The sequence below is a fragment of the Jannaschia sp. M317 genome (genome assembly GCF_025141175.1).
Taxonomy (GTDB): domain Bacteria; phylum Pseudomonadota; class Alphaproteobacteria; order Rhodobacterales; family Rhodobacteraceae; genus Jannaschia.
In genome coordinates this window covers 512,395-530,368 of sequence record NZ_CP081155.1, presented here as the reverse complement: position 1 = coordinate 530,368, position 17,974 = coordinate 512,395, and the positions used below count along the sequence as shown (strand labels likewise).

21 protein-coding genes, 1 tRNA gene and 1 pseudogene are annotated in these 17,974 nt (G+C 65.2%); 16 read left to right on the top strand and 7 right to left on the bottom strand.

The window, feature by feature from the left end:
- Window positions 1-5 precede the first annotated feature (5 nt).
- From K3551_RS02800 to K3551_RS02785, 4 genes are all read right to left on the bottom strand, one after another.
- Window positions 6-194 (bottom strand): hypothetical protein, encoded by a 189-nt coding sequence (locus tag K3551_RS02800; RefSeq protein ID WP_259917502.1) that lies wholly within the window; start codon window positions 192-194, stop codon window positions 6-8.
- On the bottom strand, window positions 191-1,129 hold the full coding sequence (locus K3551_RS02795; RefSeq protein WP_259917501.1) for a carbohydrate ABC transporter permease: 939 nt from the start codon (window positions 1,127-1,129) through the stop codon (window positions 191-193). Before K3551_RS02795 ends, K3551_RS02800 begins: the two co-directional genes overlap by 4 nt.
- On the bottom strand, window positions 1,126-2,073 hold the full coding sequence (locus K3551_RS02790) for a carbohydrate ABC transporter permease (RefSeq protein ID WP_259917498.1): 948 nt from the start codon (window positions 2,071-2,073) through the stop codon (window positions 1,126-1,128). Before K3551_RS02790 ends, K3551_RS02795 begins: the two co-directional genes overlap by 4 nt.
- Window positions 2,074-2,217: 144 nt before the next feature.
- The gene (locus K3551_RS02785; protein WP_409197418.1) at window positions 2,218-3,510 is read right to left on the bottom strand and encodes an ABC transporter substrate-binding protein; all 1,293 of its coding nucleotides are present in this window, start codon (window positions 3,508-3,510) and stop codon (window positions 2,218-2,220) included.
- Window positions 3,511-3,727: 217 nt separating this feature from the next.
- Between K3551_RS02785 and K3551_RS02780 the strand changes: the two genes are divergently transcribed.
- The 3 genes from K3551_RS02780 to K3551_RS02770 all read left to right on the top strand — a co-directional run bounded on the left by K3551_RS02780 (window position 3,728) and on the right by K3551_RS02770 (window position 5,622).
- On the top strand, window positions 3,728-4,771 hold the full coding sequence (locus tag K3551_RS02780; RefSeq protein ID WP_259917494.1) for a LacI family DNA-binding transcriptional regulator: 1,044 nt from the start codon (window positions 3,728-3,730) through the stop codon (window positions 4,769-4,771).
- A gap of 118 nt (window positions 4,772-4,889) precedes the next feature.
- Window positions 4,890-5,279 carry a TetR/AcrR family transcriptional regulator gene (locus K3551_RS02775; protein ID WP_259917493.1) on the top strand — a complete coding sequence of 130 codons (390 nt, stop codon included), beginning with the start codon at window positions 4,890-4,892 and terminating at the stop codon, window positions 5,277-5,279.
- Window positions 5,280-5,433: 154 nt separating this feature from the next.
- The gene (locus tag K3551_RS02770; RefSeq protein WP_259917491.1) at window positions 5,434-5,622 is read left to right on the top strand and encodes a hypothetical protein; all 189 of its coding nucleotides are present in this window, start codon (window positions 5,434-5,436) and stop codon (window positions 5,620-5,622) included.
- Between the two features lie 47 nt (window positions 5,623-5,669).
- On the opposite strand, the gene K3551_RS02765 is transcribed toward K3551_RS02770, so the two are convergent.
- Both K3551_RS02765 and K3551_RS02760 read right to left on the bottom strand, forming a co-directional pair.
- Entirely contained in the window at window positions 5,670-7,181 is a 1,512-nt protein-coding gene (locus K3551_RS02765; RefSeq protein WP_259917489.1) for a winged helix-turn-helix domain-containing protein, read from the bottom strand.
- Window positions 7,182-7,258: 77 nt separating this feature from the next.
- A tRNA-Lys gene (locus tag K3551_RS02760) sits at window positions 7,259-7,334 on the bottom strand.
- Between the two features lie 84 nt (window positions 7,335-7,418).
- On the opposite strand from K3551_RS02760, the gene dapF reads away from it, so the two are divergent.
- The 3 genes from dapF to K3551_RS02745 all read left to right on the top strand — a co-directional run bounded on the left by dapF (window position 7,419) and on the right by K3551_RS02745 (window position 10,102).
- Window positions 7,419-8,243: a diaminopimelate epimerase gene (gene dapF / locus K3551_RS02755; RefSeq protein ID WP_259917487.1), complete on the top strand. Its 825-nt coding sequence runs from the start codon at window positions 7,419-7,421 to the stop codon at window positions 8,241-8,243.
- Window positions 8,240-9,490 (top strand): tRNA (N(6)-L-threonylcarbamoyladenosine(37)-C(2))-methylthiotransferase MtaB, encoded by a 1,251-nt coding sequence (gene mtaB, locus K3551_RS02750; RefSeq protein ID WP_259917486.1) that lies wholly within the window; start codon window positions 8,240-8,242, stop codon window positions 9,488-9,490. Before dapF ends, mtaB begins: the two co-directional genes overlap by 4 nt.
- Window positions 9,491-9,595: 105 nt before the next feature.
- Entirely contained in the window at window positions 9,596-10,102 is a 507-nt protein-coding gene (locus tag K3551_RS02745; protein WP_259917484.1) for a fasciclin domain-containing protein, read from the top strand.
- 40 nt (window positions 10,103-10,142) lie between these two features.
- Here the strand turns inward: K3551_RS02745 and K3551_RS02740 are convergent, their stop codons facing one another.
- Complete coding sequence (locus tag K3551_RS02740) at window positions 10,143-11,057, bottom strand: DMT family transporter (RefSeq protein ID WP_259917482.1); 915 nt, start codon at window positions 11,055-11,057, stop codon at window positions 10,143-10,145.
- A gap of 101 nt (window positions 11,058-11,158) precedes the next feature.
- Between K3551_RS02740 and K3551_RS02735 the strand changes: the two genes are divergently transcribed.
- From K3551_RS02735 to K3551_RS02690, 10 genes and pseudogenes are all read left to right on the top strand, one after another.
- On the top strand, window positions 11,159-11,776 hold the full coding sequence (locus K3551_RS02735; RefSeq protein ID WP_259917480.1) for an FMN-binding negative transcriptional regulator: 618 nt from the start codon (window positions 11,159-11,161) through the stop codon (window positions 11,774-11,776).
- An 86-nt stretch (window positions 11,777-11,862) separates the two neighbouring features.
- Window positions 11,863-12,435: pseudogene (locus K3551_RS02730) on the top strand (fasciclin domain-containing protein); the annotation flags it as partial.
- The gene (locus K3551_RS02725) at window positions 12,424-12,957 is read left to right on the top strand and encodes a fasciclin domain-containing protein (RefSeq protein ID WP_259919431.1); all 534 of its coding nucleotides are present in this window, start codon (window positions 12,424-12,426) and stop codon (window positions 12,955-12,957) included. The pseudogene K3551_RS02730 and the gene K3551_RS02725, both read left to right, overlap by 12 nt.
- A gap of 110 nt (window positions 12,958-13,067) precedes the next feature.
- Window positions 13,068-13,667 carry a glutathione S-transferase family protein gene (locus K3551_RS02720; RefSeq protein WP_259917478.1) on the top strand — a complete coding sequence of 200 codons (600 nt, stop codon included), beginning with the start codon at window positions 13,068-13,070 and terminating at the stop codon, window positions 13,665-13,667.
- Window positions 13,664-14,077 (top strand): GNAT family N-acetyltransferase, encoded by a 414-nt coding sequence (locus K3551_RS02715; RefSeq protein ID WP_259917475.1) that lies wholly within the window; start codon window positions 13,664-13,666, stop codon window positions 14,075-14,077. Before K3551_RS02720 ends, K3551_RS02715 begins: the two co-directional genes overlap by 4 nt.
- 419 nt (window positions 14,078-14,496) lie before the next feature.
- Window positions 14,497-14,667 (top strand): hypothetical protein, encoded by a 171-nt coding sequence (locus K3551_RS02710; RefSeq protein ID WP_259917473.1) that lies wholly within the window; start codon window positions 14,497-14,499, stop codon window positions 14,665-14,667.
- 201 nt (window positions 14,668-14,868) lie between these two features.
- Complete coding sequence (locus K3551_RS02705) at window positions 14,869-15,027, top strand: hypothetical protein (protein WP_259917472.1); 159 nt, start codon at window positions 14,869-14,871, stop codon at window positions 15,025-15,027.
- 142 nt (window positions 15,028-15,169) lie between these two features.
- Window positions 15,170-15,730, top strand: a complete 561-nt coding sequence (petA, locus tag K3551_RS02700) for a ubiquinol-cytochrome c reductase iron-sulfur subunit (RefSeq protein ID WP_259917471.1) — start codon at window positions 15,170-15,172, stop codon at window positions 15,728-15,730.
- Between the two features lie 11 nt (window positions 15,731-15,741).
- Complete coding sequence (locus K3551_RS02695) at window positions 15,742-17,091, top strand: cytochrome b N-terminal domain-containing protein (RefSeq protein ID WP_259917470.1); 1,350 nt, start codon at window positions 15,742-15,744, stop codon at window positions 17,089-17,091.
- Window positions 17,092-17,102: 11 nt separating this feature from the next.
- On the top strand, window positions 17,103-17,924 hold the full coding sequence (locus K3551_RS02690) for a cytochrome c1 (RefSeq protein ID WP_259917469.1): 822 nt from the start codon (window positions 17,103-17,105) through the stop codon (window positions 17,922-17,924).
- The last annotated feature ends 50 nt before the right edge of the window (window positions 17,925-17,974 follow it).

Below are 17,974 nucleotides of genomic sequence, written 5' to 3'. Positions count from 1 at the left end.
GTCGGTTACTCCGGGAAGTGGCTGACGATGATGAACATCACCGTGCCCACCAGCGTGACGAGGAAGGAATAGGTGTAGAGAACCAGCGCGAAGGGCTGCATCAGCATCACCACGCCCAGCGCGATGAGGATCGAGGCAAGCATTTCCCACGGACCCCGGCGAAAGGCGACGATGCCCTTGATGAAATCGGTCATTTGCGTACCGCTCCGAATGTAATGCCCCTGAGAAGGTGTTTGCGCAGCAGGATGGTGAAGACCATGACCGGGACCAGAAAGATGGTCGCGCCCGCGGCCACGGCGGGCCAGTCCTTGCCGCCGACCCCGATGATCGTCGGGATGAACGGCGGGGCCGTCTGTGCCGTGCCGGAGGTCAGCAGGACCGCAAAGGCGTATTCGTTCCAGGCAAAGATCAGGCAGAAAATCGCGGTCGAGGCGATACCGGTCGCCGCCTGCGGCAGCACGACTTTGTAAAACGCCTGAAACCGCGTGTAGCCGTCGATCAGCGCCGCTTCTTCGTATTCGATCGGGATTTCGTCGATGAACCCCTTCAGCAGCCAGACCGACAGCGACAGGTTCACTGCCGTATAAAGCAGGATCATGCCCAGGTGCGTGTCGTTCAGCCCGATCTGCCGGAACATCAGAAAGATCGGGATCGCCACCGCGATGGGCGGCATCATCCGGGTCGACAGGATGAAGAACAGCAGATCGTCCTTGAGCGGCACCCGGAACCGGCTGAACGCATAGGCCGCCGCGGTGCCCAGCACCATGCACAGCAGGGTGGAGCCGAAGCCGATGATAACCGAGTTCAGAAACCGCTCGCCATAGCGCGAGGCCCCGGTGATGATCTGGCCGTTGTCGCGGGCGATCTGTTCGTACCAGGTCGCCGCCGGGGGCAGGTTGGGGTCCGCCGGGTCGATGATGCGGGTCCGGTCGGTGAACAGGTTGACGTAGCCTTCCATCGACGGCTCGAACAGGACCTTGGGCGGGTAGGCGATGGAATCGGCAGGCGACTTGAAGCCGGTGGCGATGATCCAAAGCAGCGGCAGCAGCGTGATGACGGCATAGCCGATCACCATCAGGCCGGCGAACCACTTGGTGCGGGGGGCGGGTTCCGTGACGGAGAAGCTCATCTCTCTTTCACCTTGTTGAGGGCTTTGACGTAGATCGAGGCGAGGCCGAAGACGGTCACGAACAGGATCACCGCGTAGGCGGAGGAATAGCCGGTGCGCCATTTCTCGAAGGCCTCGCGCTTGAGGTCGATCGAGGTCAGCGTGGTGATGTTGCCAGGACCACCGCCGGTCAGCTGCACCACCAGGTCGAACATCTTGAAATTCTCGATCCCCCGGAACAGCACGGCCAGCATCAGGAACGGCAGGACCAGCGGCAGGGTGATGGTAAAGAACTGCCGCAGCGTGCTGGCGCGGTCGCACTCGGCGGCCTCATAGATCGAATCCGGGATCGACCGCAGGCCCGCCAGGCAAATCAGCATCACAAAGGGCGTCCACATCCAGGTGTCGGCGATCACGATGGCCCAGGGGGCCAGATGCACATCCCCGATCATCGAGAAACTGGCGGGATCGCCCCCGGTAAAGAAGGTCACCGCGTAATTGAACAGGCCGATCTGGGGTTGATACAGGAACGTCCAGAAATTGCCGACCACGGCGGGCGACAGCATCATCGGGAACACGATGATCGTCGTCCACAGATCGTTGCCCCGGAATTTCTTGTTGATCAGAAAGGCCAGGAAGAACCCGATCAGGACCTGCAACACGATGGTCCAGATCAGGAAATGCGCCGTCGCCTGCATGGTCTGCCAGACGTCGGGATCGGTCAGGATGCGTTCGTAGTTTCGCAGACCGACCCATTCGACATCGTTGTTCGGGCGATTGACGCGGAAGTTGGTAAAGCTGAGCCGGATCGTCCAGATCAACGGAAAGATGTTCACGGCAAGCAGCAGGAAAATCGAGGGGGCCACGAAAATCCAGGCGATCGTGCGGTCGGACAACCCGCGCACGCGCCGGGCCACGCCTTCGGGCGTCGCGCGGGCCAGTCGGTCAAGGGAATCTGTCCCCATGTCTCTATCCTTCAGATGGTCATACCGACGCCGTTCGACGAAGATCGACGTGGCAGACTGCGGGGAAAGGGCCCCGCGCCGCGCGGGAAGAGAGCCGCGGCGCGGGGGCGGGCACACCGGCGAAACCGGGGCACCGTCTCGTGATCAGAGCTTGCCTTCGTCCTCGAAGGTCTCGGTCCAGTCGCGCACCAGGCCGTCCAGGGCCTCCTGCGCTGTGCCGGTTCCTGCGATCACATAGTTGTGGACCCGATCCTGCATCGCGATCAGCAGATCGGCATAGGCCGGCTCGGCCCAGAAATCCTTGACGATGGCCATGCTGTCGAGAAAGGTCTGCGCATAGGGCTGACTGGTGACGAAGTCCGGGTCTTCGACCACGGCGCGCAGGGCGGAATAGCCGCCCAGTTCCCACCAACGGGCCTGCACCTCGGGCTGGGCGAACCACTCGATGTATTCCAGTGCGGCGTCCTGTTTTTCGGAATAGGCTACGACGGAAATGCCCTGACCGCCCAGCTGCGCGAACTGACCCGCAGGACCGGCGGGGTTCGGGAAATAGCCGGACTTGCCCCCGCCCACATTCGGATCGGCCTCCACCCCCGGCCAGATGAAGGCGAAGTTCATCTGCATCGCGACCTGACCGGATTTATAGGCGTCGATATTCTCGCCCATGTACCAGTTCGACGATCCCGGCGGCGTGGCGGCATCATAGAGCGCCTTGTAGTATTCCAACCCCGCGACGGCGCCCTGGGAATTGACGAAACCATCCATCTGGTAGGGGTTTTCCGGATCCTCATAGAGAAAGCCGTAATTATAGAGCGCGTTGGTCACGCCCATGGTGATCCCCTCAGACCCGCGTTCCGTATAGATTGCGGCCCCGTAGACGGTGTTGCCGTCGATCTCGCGTCCCTGAAAGAATTCGCCGATGTCCTTCAGCTCTTCGAGCGAGGCGGGCACGGTCAATGAGCGGCCATAGGCCTCCTGGAAGGCGGCCTGGATGTCGGGGCGGTCGAACCAATCCTTGCGGTAGGTCCAGCCGACGACGTCGCCGAAGGCGGGCAGGGCATAGTAATTGGGCGTGTTCTTGGGCCATTCGGAATAGCCGGTGACGGTCGCGGGGATGAAATCATCCATGCTGATCCCCTTCTCGTCGAAGAAGGCGTTCAGCTTGACGTAGTGACCGTTTTCGGCCCCGCCGCCGATCCACTGGCTGTCCCCGATCATCAGGTCGCAGAGCTGCCCGCCGGAGTTCAGCTCGTTGAGCATCCGGTCGGCGAAATTGGGCCAGGGCACGAACTCAAAGCTCATGGAATGACCTGATTTCTCTTCGAAATCCTTGCTCAGCTCGACCAATGCGTTGGCCGGATCCCAGGCCGCCCAGCACAGCGTGAGCTCGGTGCCATGTCCATCGGCGAGCGCGGGCAGGGCGGATGCCGCGACCATCGCGTTGCAGGCCACGCCTGCAAGCAGAAACTTTTTCATCTCTCAGATCTCCCAATGCCACCGTCGCGACCTCCCTGCCGCGTCCTTCTGGCTCGTCAGTCGTAAATGAGGCACGTGCCTCAAGACAAGAGATTTCTGAGACACGTGCCTCATTAAGCTGGATTCCCTTGGTTTTCCGGGGTATTCCGTTGTTCGGACCAAGGGAAAATCAGGCCAGATGCCGGACCGCGCCGTCGAATCGATGCCCACCACCAAGGATCTCGCCAAGGCCGCGGGGGTGAGTCGCGCGACCGTCGACCGGGTTTTGAACGGCCGCGACGGTGTGCGGCAAAAGACGGTCGACCGGGTCAATCAGGCGATCCGCGACCTTGGCTTTGAACGCAATATCGCCGCTGCCAACCTCGCCAAGCGGCGCAGCTATCGCTTTCTTTTCGTGCTGCCGCGCACCGGCGATCTGTTCCTGCGCGAACTGGTCTCGCGGATTTCGGACGCCGCCAATGCCTTTGCCCGCGACGGCATCCGTGCCGAAGTCGCGCATCTGGACACCAACGATCCCCATGCGCTGGCGAATCATCTGACTGGCCTGGCCCCGGGCGAATGGGACGGCGTGGCGCTCATGGCGCCCCGGTCGCCGCAACTGCGCGACGCGGCGCGGCGGTTGACCGAACGGGGGACCCATGTCCTGCCCTTCATCTCGGCCCAGGCCCGCACCGATGGCGCACCATTCGTCGGCATCGACAACCGCGCGGCTGGGGCCACAGCGGGTTTGTTGATGGGGCGGTTCATCGGGCGCAAACAGGGCAAGGTGCTGGTTGTGGCGGACACCATGCGTTCTCAGGACAGTCTGGATCGCCGGCATGGGTTTGACAGTCAACTGACGGCCTATCACGCTGATCTTTCTGGTCTTCCTTCGCTGGAAACCGGTGGCACGCCGGACCGGACGCAGGCGGTGATCGGCAATGCCCTGCGGTTTCACGGCGATATTCTGGGCATCTATCTGCTCGGCTCCGAAGCGCGCCTGGCGTTGGAGGCGCTGGGTGCCCTCGACCTGCCCGAGGGCGTCGTCTGCATCGCCCACGAACGGACGACCGCGACCGAGGCCGCCCTGCGCGACGGGTGCCTGGACGCGGTCATCACCCAGGACCCGGGACACCTGGTGCGCAGCGCCTTCCGCAGGCTCAAGGCGTTGTCCGACAACAGCCGTATCTTCGAGGCACAAGAAAAGATCCGAACCGAGGTTCTGTTGCCCACCAACCTCTGAACGGCGCCTTTGCCTCGGCCCCGCCGCGCGCCATCGTCCGCCCCGGAAGCCGGGGGGCACGGCCAGAACCAAGACAGGTGACAAGCTGGCCGCGATCCATCGCGCCACCATCGACGAAGTGGCAGAGGTCGGCACCGCCGCAGCCTCTGTCGCCACCATTCCCCGGCACGCGGGCATCGCGGTGGGCACCGTCGATCGCTACCACGCCGACAAGGACGCCCTGTCGCGGTCGGTCTATCTGACCTTCAAGGCCTGGCTTGCGGGACCGGCCTCGCAGGTCGGGGCCAGCACCCACGTCCTCGGCAACTTCGCGGCCGAAGACACCGGCGCGGGCACCTATCGCCTGACCATGAACTTCGACTGGGAGGGTATCCTGCCCGACGGCAATGAGCTGGTGACCAAGACCCGGCACATCTGGACGGTCGAGAACGACGGGGCGGAGCGGTTCGCCCGCATCAAGACCATCGACGTCGACGTGCTGGAACCCTTCCGCCCGTGCGGCAGCTGACCGACATGTCCCGAGACCCAATGCCAAAGCCCGCCCCTTTCGGTGGGCTTTGGACCTTTTAGGACCGGTTTAGGACAGCTTAAGATCCGTTTCAGGACGGAAACAGGGACCGAATGCGAGAGTCAGGGGGCAAACACACCCAAGGATACCCGCCATGACCCTGCTGACCACCGACACCGACCCGATCCGCCGCCCCGCTTTGGGTTTACGCCCCCTGCTGACCCGCGTCGTCGCCCGTGCCCTGCGGCTGGCCCGCCCGGAGATCGACGCCGACGCCTTGCAATCCGCCCGCGCCCGTCAGGCCGCCGCCCGTGCCGCCACAGACGCGTTGCTGCGCCGTTGATCAAAGGCGGTCTTTGCCAAGACTGACTTGGGTCTTCGGGAAACGCGTCAGGCCAGATCGTCTTCGGGAAAATCGAACGCCCGCAACGCCGTCACCATCAGCTCATGATGCAGGGGCGAGGTATGCGGCGTCGTCCTCAGGAACCGCGCGACGCTCAAGTTCGGCACCTTCGCGCGCAGCCAATCGGCCAGGCGCGCCGCTTCCTCCATCCGGTCCAGTCGCACATAGACACACAGCAGCCCCATCTGGATCGTCGCGAATTCCGGGTATTGCGACATCGCCAGCTCATAGGCCTCTGCCGCTGCCTCGAAGTCCCCGCGCTGCATCTGCGCCATGCCGATCCCGCAGGTCGTCACGCCGATCTGGGGATGCAGCGGGCTGATCCTCAGGACCCGTTCAAAATGGGGCAGGGCCGAGGTGGAATCATCGGCGTAATTGCAGACCCATCCCAACATCATCGCGGTCGTCGCCGAATTCGGGTTCAGCCGGGCCGCCCGTTCCAACGCCTCGCGCCCGCGGGCCCGGTCGCGTTCGACATAGGCGACGTAGTGACCGCAATAGGTCAGCGCCAGCGCATCCGCCGTGGGCGACTCCAATACCTCATAGGCCTGGGGCACGGCCGCGATCGCCTGTTCATATGTCCACCACCGGGTCGCCAGGGCGCAGGTGTGCGCATAGGCAAACAGGGCCTTGGCCTGGATGTAATCGGGGTCCAGGTCCATGGCCTGGCGGGTCAGGGTCATCGCTTCGGTCAGGTCCGCCAGGCTGTTCTGGCGGTAGACCATCGGCGCCGCCCGCAGGCAGAGGTCGTAGGCCGACAGGCTATCGGTCGGCTTGGCGCGGGCACGGGCGGATTCTGCCCAGATCATCGTCGGCTCCAACGCGCCGGCGACCTGTTCCGCCACGGCATCCTGCAATTCGAAAATATCGGCGTCAGAGCCGTCGAACCGTTCCGACCAGAGCATGTGCCCCGTCTCGGCCTCGACCACCTGGGCAAAGATGCGCAACCGCGCGCCGGCCTGCTGGATCGACCCTTCCATCACGTAGCGCACGCCCAGTTCCTGCCCGACCCGCCCCAGATCGACCGAACGCCCGCGATAGGTGAAGCTGGACGTCGTGGAAATCACCAGGAAGGCCGGAATGCGCGACAGCGCGGCGGTGATCTCGCCCACGATGCCGTCGACCAGGTAATCCTGATCGGGGGTGCCGGTCAGATTGGCAAAGGGCAGCACGGCCAGCGACGGACGATCCGGCACGGGGGGCGGGTCGGCGGGGGCCTGCGGGGCGGGGGTGCCAAGGGTCAGCTGATAACCGATCCCGGGAACGGTGCGAATCGCATCCCGGCCCAGAACCTTGCGCAGGCCTGCGATCTGCACCGACAGGTTGCTTTCCTCGACCAGTAGACCGGACCAGACATGATCCAGCAGCTCGGTCTTGGCCACGACCCGGTCCCTATGGGCATGCAGAAAGGCCAGCACATCGAACGCCCGCGCCCCGATGGCCAGGTCCCGGCCGTCCAACGCAGCCCGCCGTTCCGAAGGGATGATGTCCAATTCCATGCCGCACAGTAGTCACAGGCAATCCGCGTGCGGCAAGACGCATTGTCAGGATTGGGTGACGTCAGGATCGGGTAAAGTGGTGAGCCGACAGGGGCTCGAACCCTGGACCTACTGATTAAAAGTCAGTTGCTCTACCAACTGAGCTATCGGCTCTCCGGGGGCGGACCTATCGCCGGGGACAGATGCCGTCAAGCGGGGGTCTTTCAAAAAAGTGACACGAGGGCTATCTGCCGCCACATGAGTGTGACTCCTTCCTCCGATCTGCCCTTCATGAAGATGCACGGGCTGGGCAACGATTTCGTGGTCGTGGACGAACGCGCCACCGGCGCACGCGTGGACTCGGGCCTGGCGCGGGCGGTCGGCGACCGGCAACGGGGCGTGGGTTTCGACCAGCTCGCCGTGATCCGGGACCACGGGGATGCGGATCTGGAGCTGCTGTTCTGGAACGCCGACGGCACCACGGCGGGCGCCTGCGGCAATGCCACCCGCTGCGTCGCCGCATGGGAAATGGCGCGCCGTGGCATCGACCGGCTGACCCTGCGCACGGAACGCGGTCTGCTGCTGGCCGAAGATCGCGGCCAGGGCCTGACGGCGGTGAACATGGGCGAACCGATCCTGGACTGGCGCGCGATTCCCCTGGCGCAGGACGCCTGCACCCTGCATCTGCCGATCGACGGCGATCCGGTCGCCACCGGCATGGGCAATCCGCACTGCTCCTTCTTCGTGGCCGACGCCGAAGCGGTGGATCTGGCGACCTTCGGCCCCGTCCACGAACATCACCCCCTGTTCCCGGAACGCACCAACGTGCAGGTCGCGCATATCGTGGCGCCCGATCACCTGCGCATGCGGGTCTGGGAACGCGGTGTGGGCGTGACGCTGGCCTCCGGCTCCTCTTCCTGTGCGGTGGCGGTCGCTGCGGCGCGGCGGGGGCTGACCGGGCGGGCGGTGCGCATCGACCTGGACGGCGGCACCATCCAGATCGACTGGCGCGACGATGGCGTCTGGATGACCGGACCGACCGCCCATGTCTTCGATGGTGTCCTGCGGGGCGACTGGCTGTGACCGCGCCGATCCTGTCGAATCACGGTTGCCGTCTGAACGCCTACGAGGCGGAGGCGATGCGCGATCTGGCCGGGCAGGCCGGTCTGGACAATGCCGTCATCGTCAACACCTGTGCCGTCACCGCCGAAGCGGTACGCAAGGCCCGCCAGGACATCCGCCGCCTGCGCCGTCAGAACCCGGACGCCCGCCTGATCGTGACCGGTTGCGCCGCGCAAACCGATCCCGACAGCTTTGCCGCCATGGCCGAGGTCGACCACGTCGTCGGCAATACCGAAAAGATGCAGCCCGCCACCTGGGCGGGCCTCGCCACCGGCGGGTCGGAGCCGGTGCAGGTCGACGACATCATGTCTGTCACCGAAACGGCGGGCCACCTGATCGACGGCTTCGGCACCCGGTCGCGCGCCTATGTGCAGGTGCAAAATGGCTGCGATCACCGCTGTACCTTCTGCATCATTCCCTACGGGCGCGGGAACAGCCGGTCGGTGCCCGCGGGCGTGGTCGTGGATCAGATCAACCGGCTGGTGACGCGGGGCTTCAACGAGGTCGTGCTGACCGGCGTGGACCTGACCTCCTGGGGGGGGGATCTGCCCGGTCAGCCGCCGCTGGGCGATCTGGTCAGCCGGATTCTGCGTCTGACCGACGTGCCCCGCCTGCGCATCAGTTCGATCGATTCGATCGAGGTGGACGAGGCATTGATGCGCGCGATTGCCGAAGAACCGCGCCTGATGCCCCATCTGCACTTGTCGCTACAGCACGGGGCGGACCTGATCCTGAAACGGATGAAGCGTCGCCATCTGCGCGGCGATGCGATCCAGTTCGTGCAGGAGGCGCGCCGCCTGCGCCCGGACATGACCTTCGGGGCCGACATCATCGCAGGCTTCCCGACCGAAACCGACGCCCATTTCGCCGACTCCCTGGCCCTGGTGGAGGAGTGCGACCTGACCTGGCTGCACGTGTTCCCCTATTCGCCCCGTGCCGGCACGCCTGCGGCCCGGATGCCCGCCGTGGACGGTGCGACGATCAAGACCCGCGCCGCGCGGCTGCGCGCCGCCGGTCAGGCCGCCGTCACCCGTCACCTGGCCGCACAGCAGGGCCAGGGACACCGCGTTCTGATGGAAAGTCCCCGTATGGGCCGGACGGAGCAGTTCGCCGAGGTCATGTTTGATGCCGACCAACCCGAGGGTGCGATCGTAATCGCCCGTATCATCGGACAGGACGGCACCCGCCTGACCGCGACCCCGGTCTGATCCAACTCACGTAGCCGTGATCCCCTCGTGATTGATCCGCCCGGGACGCGGATCACTTCCCATCCATCCGAAGCCAAACGCTCTGGAGACAAGGGAGACATCACCATGACCAATCCGCTTCACCGCCGCCGCTTTCTGACGCTGACTGCAGGCCTCGTCGGGGCCACCGCCCTGACGGGCTGCGTGACCGCGACCGCCGGGCCCGCCGATATCGTGGACACCGCCGTTGCCGCCGGATCCTTCACCACGCTGGTCGCCGCCGTGCAGGCCGCGGGCCTTGTGGACACCCTTAAATCGCCCGGCCCCTTCACGGTTTTCGCCCCCACCGATGCCGCCTTTGCCGCGCTGCCGGACGGCACGGTCGAACGCCTGCTGCTGCCCGAGAACAAGGATCAACTGGTTTCGATCCTGACCTATCACGTGGCCCCCGCGAATTACCCGGCCTCGTCCCTGATCGGGGCCCATGGCTCGATCCCGACGGTCAACGGCAAGCATCTGCGCGTGAACGGTCGCGATGGCGGCGTGCATGTGGGCGGGGCCACCGTGACCACGCCCGATGTCTTTGCGTCGAACGGCACAATCCACGTGATCGACCGCGTTCTGCTGCCCTGATGCCTTCGGGGCACCCGCAGTCCACCCGGGTGCCCCCTTTTTATCGTCCGCGCAGGCCCGAGGCGACGGGCCGCCCGGCCAGCGCCGTCAGCAAACCGGCGATTGTGATCAACGCGATTCCCAACCAGCCCCAGGCGCCGGGCAGATGCGCGAACAGGACGAAATCCAGCACCAGCGCAAAGACCAGCCCGCTGTAATCCACCGGGGCAAGCGTCGAGATCGGCGCCCGCGCCACCGAGGCCGTCGCCGCGATATGCGTCACCGCCCCCAGCAGCCCCGCGCCACCGGCCCAGAGCCACAGCGTCCCGGTCATCGGTGTCCATCCTGTCACCGCCACGGCCACCGCCCCCATCCCGGTCGTGATCACCGCAAAGCTCAGCGCGATAGAGGTGATGGTCTCGGTCGCGGTCATCGCCCGGATCTGCACCCGCGTCAGCGCCATCAGGAAGGCCGAACTGATACCCGCGATCATCCCCGACATCTCTGACCAGCCCCAATCGGGTCGGACGGTCGCAGTATAAAGCATCGCCATCATACCCGCGAAGCCAAGGGCCACGGCCACCACGCTGCGCGTTGACAGACGTTCCCCCAGCAGGATCACCGCAGCGGGGATCGACAGCACCGGTGTCAGATAGCTCAACGTCTGGGCATTGGTCACAGGCAGCTGCGCCAGGGCGTAGAAGTTCAAAAGCATCGTGGCCCCGCCCATGATCCCGCGGATCAGATGGCGGCGCGGTGCGCGCGGACGCATGTCCGACAAGGGCCCGGTCAGCACCGCCCAAAGCAGCAGCGGCGGGATCGACAGCACCGAACGCAGGAACACCACCTGTCCGGTGCCCGCATGGGCCGAGGCAGCATGGACGCAAAACCCCAGAAGCGTCGCAGTCGCCGCCGCCAGAAGACGCAGCGCCACGGCAGAGCCGAGGCGGTCGGGGGCATGTTCAGCCGGTTCCATCCTGACAGACTGCGCCCGCCCCACGACACGTGCAACCGCGCGATCGTGTGGGTACATTATAATCGTTGCCCAGGCCGCCCGGCCTGCGGCACAGATCCGCCATGCATCCGAACCCCGCCTTTCGACAGACCCCCGACGCGACCACCCTGGCCTTCGTGCGCGACCGCGCCTTCGGCGTTCTGGCCGTGAATGCGGATGAGGGACCGCTGATCTCGCATGTTCCGTTTCTTCTGTCCGAGGATGCGACGACGGCGGATCTGCATCTTGTGCGATCGAACCCGATCCTGCGCCTGCTGGACGCCCCTGCGGTCATCGCCGTGTCCGGGCCGGATGCCTATCTGTCGCCCGATTGGTATGGCGTCGACGATCAGGTGCCGACCTGGAACTATGTCGCAGCCCACCTGCGCGGTCGCCTGACGCGGCTGCCGGAAGAGACGATGCGCGATATGCTCGACCGTCAGAGCGCGGGCTTCGAACACCGTCTGCCCAAGACGCCCTGGACCGCCGACAAGATGACGCCCGAGGTGCTGGACCGCATGATGCGGCAGATCGTGCCCTGCCGGCTGGACATCACGCGGATCGATGCCACCTGGAAACTGGGCCAGAACAAACCCGAAGATGTCCGCCGCCGGGCCGCAGGCCAGGTCGCTGGCGGCGTCGGATCCGAGACCGAGACCCTTTCTGCGCTCATGCTGAATCCACCCCTCACGAAACCGTGATCTGGTGCGGTGAAACTCCGCCCGTGCCGCCTCCGTGACTGTCCCTGACCGATGCACCTGACATCGGAGACAACACGGAGAGACCGATGAACACCCTGGGCACGTTGACGCTGACCACCGCCTTCACCGCCACGCTGGTACTTGGCACCACCTGGCAACTGCTAGCCGACGGCCATGTCGCCGCCAATCCTGACGTCGGCGGGGCGGCGATGATGGTCGATCGCGACATCATCGACAACGCCGTGAATTCCCCGATCCATACGACGCTTGTGGCTGCGGTGCAGGCCGCCGATCTGGTCGAAACCCTCAAGGGGCCGGGCCCCTTCACGGTTTTCGCGCCCACCGACACGGCCTTCGCGGCGCTGCCCGACGGCACGGTAGAGACGTTGTTGAAGCCCGAGAACAAGGCCGCGCTGCAAGAGGTGCTGACCTGTCACGTGGTCGCCGCCAATGCGCTGTCGGATGTCATCGGTGGGATGATCGCAGGCGACGGCGGTCGCCATCCGGTCGAGACGGTGGGGGGCTGCACCCTTCAGGCGTTCCTGGACGGTGACACGATCAAGCTGGAGGATGAAACAGGCGGTGTGGCCAGCGTGACCATTGCCGACGTGGTGCAGTCCAACGGCGTGATTCATGTGATCGACGCGGTGCTCTTGCCCGGTTCCGAAGACGCCCCCGCGGCTCAGGCGGGGACCGGTCAGAACCCGACCGTCGGTGGCGCCGTGATGTTCATGGATCGCGATATCGTCTCGAACGCCGTGAACTCTCCGATCCACACGACGCTGGTGGCCGCGGTGCAGGCCGCCGGTCTGGTCGAGACCCTGCAGGGCCCCGGTCCGTTCACCGTCTTCGCGCCCACGGACGACGCCTTTGCCGCGCTGCCTGCCGGGACCGTCGAAACGCTTCTGAAGCCCGAAAACCTGGAGAGCCTGCAAAAGATCCTGACAGCGCATGTCGTGCCGGGGCGCTTGCGGTCCGAGGATCTGACGCGCGGGCTGGCAGCTGGCGACTTCAACCATCTTCGGACCGTCTCCGGCGATGCGCTGTCGATCCAGACCACACCGTCGGGCCGCGTCTTCGTCTACGACGAAAACGGGACCGCATGGGAAGTCACGACCGCCGATGTCATGCAATCGAACGGCGTCATCCACGTGGTCGAGGGCGTGCTTCTGCCCAAGTGACCCCATGGTAGCGTTGCAGTGCGGTCGCCGTCCCCCTGCGGGCGGCGATTGCCTTTTCGGGATGCGCCGATAGGGTGGCCGCAAATCCACATGGTCCTTCGGAGAAACCGATGCAACTCCTCAGCTCTCCCGCCTCTCCGTTCGCGCGTAAATGCCGTGTCACCCTGCAGGAACTGGGCCTGAGCGACGTGACGGTCCGCGATGTCCATGCCAACCCCATGGGCGGCGAAGAAGAGGTGAATGCCGCGAACCCGTCGGGCAAGATCCCGTCGCTGATCCGCGACGATGGCCCTGCGCTTTATGACAGCCGGGTCATCACGCGGTTTCTGAACGATCATGCAGATGGGACGCTCTATCCGCAGGCGCGGCTTTGGGACGTGCTCGCGCTGGAGGCCAATGCAGATGCGATCATGGAGGCCGCCGTCGGCATCGTCTACGAGCGGCGCCTGCGTCCCGAAGAGCTGTGGTACGCGCCCTGGATGGACGCGCAGTGGACCAAGGTGACGCGGTCGCTGGACGCGTTGGAGGCGCGGTCGATGCCCTTGCTTCAGGGACCTCTGAATGCCGCGCAAATCGCTGTCGGCTGCGCGCTGGGCTACCTGGATTTCCGTCACGCGGATCGCGATTGGCGCGAGGGCCGGCCAGCCCTGACCGCCTGGGCCGAGACCTTTGCCACGCGCCCCGCAATGGCGGGTACGGCCCCTGCATGAAGATCGAACGGGTCACCGACCTGACCGATCCCCTGGCGATCCGGTCGGTCGTCTTCGTCGAAGAGCAGGGCATCGCGCTGGCCGATGAAATCGACGGCGAAGACCCCGACTGTCTGCATTGGCTGGGCACCGATGCCGATGGCCCGGTCGCAACCCTGCGGGTCAAGATCCTGGGCCCCACCGCCAAGATCCAGCGCGTCGCCGTCCTGCGCCGGGCACGGGGCAGGGGGCTTGGCGCGGCGTTGATGCGGCACGTCATGGCAGAGCTGCGCAGTATGGCCTTTGCCCGCGCAACACTGGGCGCGCAGATCGAGGCGATTCGATTCTACGAACGGCTGGGGTTCGTGGCGCATGGGCCGATCTACGATGACGCGGGCCTGCCACATCGCGACCTGTCGCGCGATCTGTGAGGCGGGGACGAGGGGACTTGTCCCCTCGCGCTCCCCTATCCAAGGGGGCTGCGCCGCTCCCTTGGAGAACCCCGCCCCGCGCACCGCCGCGGCCCATGGCAATTGACGGGGCGCCTGCGGTGCCGCCAGATGGCCGCATCAGCGTGACCGTGTTCCTTACCGGTCCGCTCGCCGCCTTCCTGCACGCGACCAGGGCCGCAGTGGTCAATGGGCGACGGCAAGCGGACGGAAATGGCTGGGATGTCCATTGGCCATAGGGGCGGCGGCGTGCTGGCGGTAATGGCCTGTCCAACCCCGGACGCCGCGTCCCGGCCCTGAATGGCGCTGGGCGTCGTGCTGCCCTTCGGCCCCCGGTGGTTCCCGTCGCAGGCCTGCCATCTGGGTGCCCGGACCCAGGTCTGTCCGCTGACCGGTTGATCGTGGCGCAGGTCGCGGTCGCGGTGCTTGGGGCGATGGTGCCGGGGCTGACGATGGCGGCCAAGGGATTGAGCGCCATCGGTATTCTGTCCATTGGCCCGGCCCGCGCGGGTCGCGCGAATCCCCGTGCCCTGGTGGCGGCTTTGATAACCGGGCGTTTCATCGCGGCTTAAAGCACGGTCAACCGGATCGGCGCGCCTGTCGGGCCGTCCGGTCGCCTTCTTCGACCGTATCACCGTCCCCGGGGCCTTTGCCCTTGGGGGCCAGCGTCCGGATCAAGCGGCCGGCCCTGTCCGGTCGCTGCCCTGCTGCCGTTCTCTTTCGGCGGTCGGGCCAGCCTTGCCGCCTATGCCATTGGTGTCCAAGCCTTTACCTTGGTCCCGCTGGCCTTGGCGGTCGCCCTACGCGAGACGTCGATCGTCTTTGCCGTGCTGACCGGGGCCTTGATCCTGCGTGAACGGGTGGACCTGGCGCGCAACGCCTCTACCTTCGTGACACTGAGCAGTGTCGCCCTGATGCGACTGGCGCGATAACCGCCCCCCTGCGGTCGATTGTCCGCTGGCACTTTGCCTCGCGTTCGGGCTAAGAGGCACCGATACGGGTGCGCCTTGGGTGCGCCTTTGCGAATTTCAAGGACGGGGCAGATACGCCTCACCGATACGGGAGATGCCTTCAGTGTCACATGCAGACGATCACACAGGCACCCGCCGCGACTTTCTCTACTACGCCACGGCTGGCGCGGGGATCGTGGCGACGGGGGCTGCGGTCTGGCCACTGGTCAACCAGATGAACCCTTCCGCCGACGTGAAGGCGCTTGCCTCCATCGACGTCGACGTCTCCGAGGTGGAGCCGGGATCGCAGATCACCGCGCTCTGGCTGGGCAAGCCGGTGTTCATCCGCCGACGCACGCCCGAGGAAATCGAGGCCGGACGTGCCGTCGATCTGGGCGATCTGCCCGATCCGCTGGCCTACAATTCCAACATCGAGGACGCGGCCCCCGCGACCGACGAAAACCGCGCCCTGTCGGAAGACGGTGAATGGCTGGTCATGATGGGCGTCTGCACGCACCTCGGCTGCGTGCCGCTGGGTGACGGGGCCGGCGACTTCGGTGGCTGGTTCTGTCCCTGCCACGGCTCGCACTATGACACCGCCGGTCGGATCCGCCGTGGCCCCGCGCCGCGCAACCTGCCTGTGCCGCCCGCCGTCTTCGACGGCACCATCATCAAGCTGGGCTGAGGAGAGACGCCATGAGTGGTATTCCCCACGACCATTACGAGCCGGGCACAAAAGCCGAAACCTGGGTTCACAAGCGCCTGCCCATCGTCGGGCTGCTCTATGACACCCTGATGATCCCCACGCCCAAGAACCTGAACTGGATGTGGATCTGGGGCATCATCCTGGTCTTCACCCTGGTCATGCAGATCATCACCGGCATCGTCCTGGTGATGCACTACACCCCGCAGGTCGACCTGGCCTTTGCCTCGGTCGAGCACATCATGCGCAACGTCAACGGTGGCTGGGCCCTGCGCTACATCCACGCCAACGGCGCGTCGCTGTTCTTTGTGGCGGTTTATGCCCACATCTTCCGCAACCTCTACTACGGGTCCTACAAGGCCCCGCGCGAGATCACGTGGATCATCGGCATCGTCATCTACCTGCTGATGATGGGCACCGCATTCATGGGCTACGTTCTGCCCTGGGGTCAGATGTCCTTCTGGGGTGCGACTGTGATCACCGGCCTGTTCGGCGCGATTCCCTTCGTGGGCGAGGCGCTGCAGGCCTGGCTGCTGGGTGGACCGGCGGTCGGCAATGCGACGCTGAACCGCTTCTTCTCGCTGCACTACCTGATGCCCTTCCTGATCCTGGGCCTGACCATCGTGCACGTCTGGGCGTTCCACACGACCGGCAACAACAACCCCACCGGGGTCGAGGTGCGCCGCACGTCGAAAGCCGAAGCCAAGGCCGACACGCTGCCCTTCTGGCCGTACTTCGTGATCAAGGACGTCTTCGCGCTTGCGGTCGTGCTGCTGATCTTCTTTGCGATCGTAGGCTTCATGCCCAACTACCTGGGTCACCCCGACAACTACATCGAGGCGAACCCGCTGGCGACGCCGGCGCACATCGTGCCCGAATGGTACTTCCTGCCGTTCTACGCGATCCTGCGCGCCTTCACGGCGGACGTCTGGGTCGTCATCGGGGCCAGCTGGATCACCGGCGGCATCATCGACGCCAAGTTCTTCGGCGTGCTGGCCATGTTCGGCGCCATCGCCATCATGGCGTTCGCCCCCTGGCTCGACACGTCGTCGGTTCGCTCGGGTCGCTATCGTCCGCGGTTCAAGTTCTGGTTCTGGCTGTTGGTCCTCGATTTCTTCCTGCTGATGTGGCTGGGTGCCATGCCCGCAGAGGAGCCTTGGGCCTCCATCTCGCTGATCGCTTCGGCCTATTGGTTCGCGTACTTCCTGGTGATCCTGCCGTTGCTCGGCGTCACCGAGAAGCCGCTGCCTCGGCCCGCGACCATCGAAGAAGATTTCAAATCGCACTACGGCGGCAAGGATGCGGATGCGTCCGCTGAAAAATCCGCAACTCCGGCCGAATGAGGGACAGACAGATGCGTATCATCACCAAGACCCTCGCCGTCCTGGCATTCTCCACCTCGGCGGCTCTGGCCGCCGGGGGGGCGGGCCACGTCGAGGATTTCGACTTCCCGTTCGAGGGGCCGTTCGGCACCTATGACCAGAACCAGCTGCAACGCGGGCTCAAGGTCTACACTCAGGTTTGCGCCGGCTGTCACGGGCTGAAGTTCGTGCCGCTGCGGACGCTTGCGGACGAGGGGGGCGTCGGCTTCTCCGAGGCGCAGGCCAAAGCCTATGTCGCCAACGAGATCTTCGTTGCGGACGAAACCGCGAACCGTCACCTCTATGATCCGTCGATCGACGGTCTGCGCCCGATGGAATGGACCGATCCCTTCCCGGCCAACAACTCGGTCGGGGCCCCCGACCTGTCGTTGATGGCCAAGGCACGTGCCGGTTTCCACGGTCCGGCGAACCTGGGTATCAACCAGTTCGTCAACGGTATGGGCGGCCCGGAATACATCGCTTCCCTGCTGCTGGGTTACACTGGCGAGGAAAAGGAACAGGCGGGCACGGTTCTCTATGAGAACACCGCCTTTCCGGGGGGCTGGATTTCCATGGCGCCGCCGATCTACGGCGACGATGTCGAATATGACGACGGTGCCCCCACCGATATCGAGAACATCGCCGTCGATGTCTCGGCCTTCCTGATGTGGTCCGCAGAGCCGAAGCTGGCCGCGCGCAAGCAGATGGGCTTTACCGCCGTTCTGATGCTGCTGGTCCTGTCGGTCCTGCTGTATCTGACCAACAAGCGCATCTGGGCGCCGGTCAAAGGCAAGGGCCCGCGGGAAACCGCCTAGGTCTAAGGCACCATCGGCAGAAATCGGGCCGCTCCCATCGGGGGCGGCCT